Here is a 3,900-nt window from a genome sequence, read left to right as displayed (position 1 = left end):
CGTTTTCAAAGCCGGAGCGTTTCCCGCTTCGTCTAGTTGGACACGCCATACATTCCTGCCGCCGTTGCCGTAGTTCGGCTTCAGCACGCGCGGGCCTGCGGCAAGATGTTCGGGGAAACGAGCGCGAAGGCCTTCAGCGTCCACGTATCGATCGACATCGCTGCCCCATTCCATGGATCGCGTTGTGTAGAGCACTTCCTTGACGCCGATTTTGGCGATCACGTCAGGATGCGCGCTGACGACAACGCCGCACCCCGCGACTTCGCGCAGCATTGGATCGAGCTGCGAGCGGTCGCCTGAAATGTCCAACGGATTCACCCAGACCAGCACTGCGTCGCACGACAGCAGCTCGTCCCGAATCTCGCGAACCGCCTCGTCCCTGTACAGTACAGGCCTTGCGGTCGCCCCGAGCGCCCGCAAGGCCTGCATTATCGGCCACTGCCGGGCTTCATGAAAGCGATGCGTCCACTCGGCTGCTTGCCCACGCCAAAGAAGAGCGATGTTCGGGCCGGATGTCATTGTTGCATCTCCCCATCGGACCTGTCCCCTTTGTGGTCGCGAACTCAGGTGTCGCGCAGCAGTGGGTGTTAAGCCACGGCGGTCGGGTTCAGCCGCCGCCGCGCAAAGCCGCGGCATAGCGCCGGTCGACCACTTCCCAGTCGATGTTGCGGAAGAAGGCGTCGACATATTTGGCGGCGGCGGTGCCGTAATCCATGTGGAAACTGTGCTCGTACATATCGAGCGCGAGCAGCGGCACGCCGGCAATCGCACCGTGCATATGATCCCACGCCCAATGGTTGTGCAGCGAGCGCGTGTGGAGATTGTAGACGAGCACGCACCAGCCCGATCCGCCGGCAAGGCTCATCCCGGTACGGCGGAAGTCGGCTTCCCAGCGGTCGAACGAGCCGAACGCCGCGCCCAGCGCGTCGCGGATGGAACCGGCTGCCTGGCCGTTGCCGCCGAGCCCGTCGAAATAGACCTCATGGAGCACGACCGAGCCGGTGCGGTGCAGCTCCTCGCGCTTCAATCCGCCATAGACCACCGGCGGCAGGTCCGTGTCAGCGAGCGCGGCGGCAAGTCGTGTCTCGATCATATTCAGGGCCTTGACCGAGCCCGCATAATTGTTCTCGTGGTGCGATGTGATCAGCCTTTCGGAGAGGCCGTGAAGCCTGGCGGGATTGAACCTGAGCGGCTTGACCTGATGATTTCCGGCAAAGGCGGGGACAGCCGCCGGCGCTGCGGCCGGCGTCTGCGCAGAGGCTTCGTTGATAGTCATGGCGGCGGCTCCGATGCCAAGAGTTGCGATTGCACTGCGTCGGGAAAGATGGTCGATCGTCACGCGTCACTCCTTCAGATGATCATTACATATGCGGCCCCGAGGACCGAGCAGACGCCGAGCACCGGCAGCATGCCGGCCTTGAACCGGAACATGGCGAGTATCGCACCCACCGCGAGCGCCAGCGCCGGCCAGTTGACGGACGTTAGGACTGGGAGATCGATGGTGCCGGCTGCGAACGGCACTTCGCGGACTTGCTCGAACAGAGTGTGGATACCAAACCAGACCGCCAGATTGAGGATCACGCCGACCACTGCGGCGGTGATCGCCGAAAGCGCGGCCGACAATGCGCGGTTGCCGCGCAGCCGCTCGATGAATGGCGCGCCGGCGAAGATCCACAGGAAGCATGGCAGGAAGGTAACCCAGGTGGTGAGGATTGCGCCGAAGGTCGCGGCGACGAGCGGCGGCAGCCCGGTCGCTTCGCGGAAGGCCGCGAGGAAGCCGACGAACTGCGTCACCATGATCAGCGGCCCGGGCGTGGTCTCGGCCATGCCGAGCCCGTCGAGCATCTCGCCGGGCTGGAGCCAGCCATAGGTCTCGACTGCCTCCTGCGCGACATAGGCGAGCACCGCATAGGCGCCGCCGAAGGTCACCACCGCCATCTGGCTGAAGAAGGTGGCGATGCGGCTGAACACGTCGTCGGGGCCGAACGCGAACAGCAGCGCTGCGACCGGCCCGAGCCAGAGCAGCAGCAGGACGCCGGAGATGCGCAGCGACCAAGAGAGGTTCGGCCGGGCATGGTCGGGAAGGCCCTCGCCAAGAGCGGTGTCGCGGTCGTGGATTATCTCAGCGCCGGCGGGACCATGTCCGCCGCCGCCCTTGAATGCGGCGTAACCAGCGCGGCCACTGAAGAAGCCGATCAGCGCGGCGGCAAGCACGATCAGCGGGAAGGGCACGTCGAGCACGAAGATCGCGACGAACGCCAGCGCGGCAAAACCGCGCATGACGTTGTTCTTCAAGGCACGCGAACCCACCCGGACCACCGCCTGTAGCACCACCGCCAGCACGGCGGCCTTCAATCCGAAGAACAATCCCTCGACCAGCGGCACTTCGCCGAGCAGCACATAGACATAGCTGAGCCCTAAAATCGCGAGGAAGCCGGGCAGCACGAATAGCGCGCCCGCGACCAGGCCGCCCTTGGTCTTATGGAGCAACCAGCCAATATAGACAGCTAGCTGTTGCGCTTCAGGGCCGGGCAGCAGCATGCAATAGTTGAGCGCGTGGAGGAACCGCTCCTCGCCGATCCAGCGCTTCTCCTCGACCAGGATGCGATGCATCACCGCTATCTGGCCCGCCGGTCCGCCGAAGCTGAGCAGCGCGACCCTGATCCAGACGCGCACCGCCTCGCCAAAGCTGATGCCGTGCTCGTGCAGCGTCTCGACTGCGATTTCAGCGCGTGCGCTGGCCTCCATCTTTAGTCCTCTTTTCGCCGGGTGAAGTGAGCATAGAATCCGTCGAGCGCGGTCGATCCGCGCGCGATCCGCTCCTCGTCGTCGTCGGTGCCGGCACAGATGCCGGCGATAAGCGCGCTCACTCCCGGAGTTTCCGGGCGCTCGAACCGAGCATCGGCAATATCAAGGTCGTGAACAATTTCGCCGAGCGCCCGCAGCGCGGGGTCGGTCTCGAGACCGGTGAGGAACACCAAGGTCTCGAAGGAGCAGCGGTCGCCTTCGTGGGTGAACTCAGCGTCCGCCATGTCGAACCTCAGTTCGTCAGGCTCCGGCACATATCCTTTGCCCTCGACGAACTTGAAGCTCGCCTCGGGGTCGATGAAGCGGCGAATGAGCCAGGCGGACGCGATGCGATCGACATGGACATGGCGGCGCGTCACCCAAACGCGGCGCTTTAGCTCCGCCGGGGTCAGCTCGGGCGCACCGGGGCCGCTCACATCGGGATGTTGGTGAGAGCGGCGGTCCGCCTCGGTGATGGCGGCCTGTGCCGCCTGCCGACCATGCGCACCGAAAAAGTCGATCGCGGCGACCTCGTTCAGGCGTTTGCGCAGGCGGCCCACATCCGCCGCCGCGACATACTCGCCCTCACACAGCGCGCGCGCCTCGCGTGCCAACTCCTCATAGTCGGCGTCACGCGCAGCGTCGAACACTCCGCGCAGCTCCGCATCGCCCATGCCGCCGACAAGGCGCGCTTCGAGGATCAGCGCCTCGCCGCCATTTTCGGTGATCTCGCGATGCAGTTCTTCGAACAGCGCGCGCGTGTCCTCGCGATTGGGGAGCGCATGGACGGCGTTCTTGAGCGGCGCGGCCCCGATCGCCTGCAAACGCCGCCAGACCTTCACCCGCAAATAGGCAGGCTTAGCCGGAAGCTGCGGGATCAGGAGCAACCAAGGGGAAGCTTGTGTGTTTGTCATAGTTGTATCGTCACTAGCCTACAAGTGTAAGGGTTGCATCACAAGCCTCATGAGCATAGGACTGCTTATCCCGAAGAAAGAAACCGGAGCGCAATGTCGCGGCTCGCCGGCGGCGCGCTCGCATGACGTGAGGCTTTCCGTGTCGAGTGCGCTGATGAAGGATCAATTATGCTGAAAAAGACCATCGCCTTGGGATTCG

Annotated in this window: 4 protein-coding genes; all 4 read right to left on the bottom strand. The window is 64.3% G+C overall.

The annotated features are described in order from the left end of the window. A partial coding sequence (locus SX1_RS21905; protein ID WP_217996429.1) for a hypothetical protein occupies positions 1-519 on the bottom strand: 519 nt, incomplete at its 3' end. Positions 520-607: 88 nt separating this feature from the next. Further along, complete coding sequence (locus SX1_RS21900) at positions 608-1,339, bottom strand: superoxide dismutase (RefSeq protein WP_008603800.1); 732 nt, start codon at positions 1,337-1,339, stop codon at positions 608-610. Between the two features lie 11 nt (positions 1,340-1,350). Further along, entirely contained in the window at positions 1,351-2,748 is a 1,398-nt protein-coding gene (gene chrA / locus SX1_RS21895) for a chromate efflux transporter (protein ID WP_017184237.1), read from the bottom strand. A gap of 2 nt (positions 2,749-2,750) precedes the next feature. Continuing rightward, entirely contained in the window at positions 2,751-3,674 is a 924-nt protein-coding gene (locus SX1_RS21890; RefSeq protein ID WP_008603798.1) for a chromate resistance protein ChrB domain-containing protein, read from the bottom strand. Between the last annotated feature and the right edge of the window lie 226 nt (positions 3,675-3,900).

This window comes from Sphingobium xenophagum NBRC 107872 (assembly GCF_000367345.1).
GTDB classification, from domain to species: Bacteria; Pseudomonadota; Alphaproteobacteria; order Sphingomonadales; family Sphingomonadaceae; genus Sphingobium; species Sphingobium xenophagum.
Note: the sequence above shows the minus strand (reverse complement) of the source record. Positions and strands in the feature narration are given on the sequence as shown.

Coding starts and splice junctions, on each gene's coding strand:
- chrA (WP_017184237.1), bottom strand. CDS start 2,748: ATGGAGGCCAGCGCACGCGCTGAAATCGCAGTCGAGACGCTGCACGAG.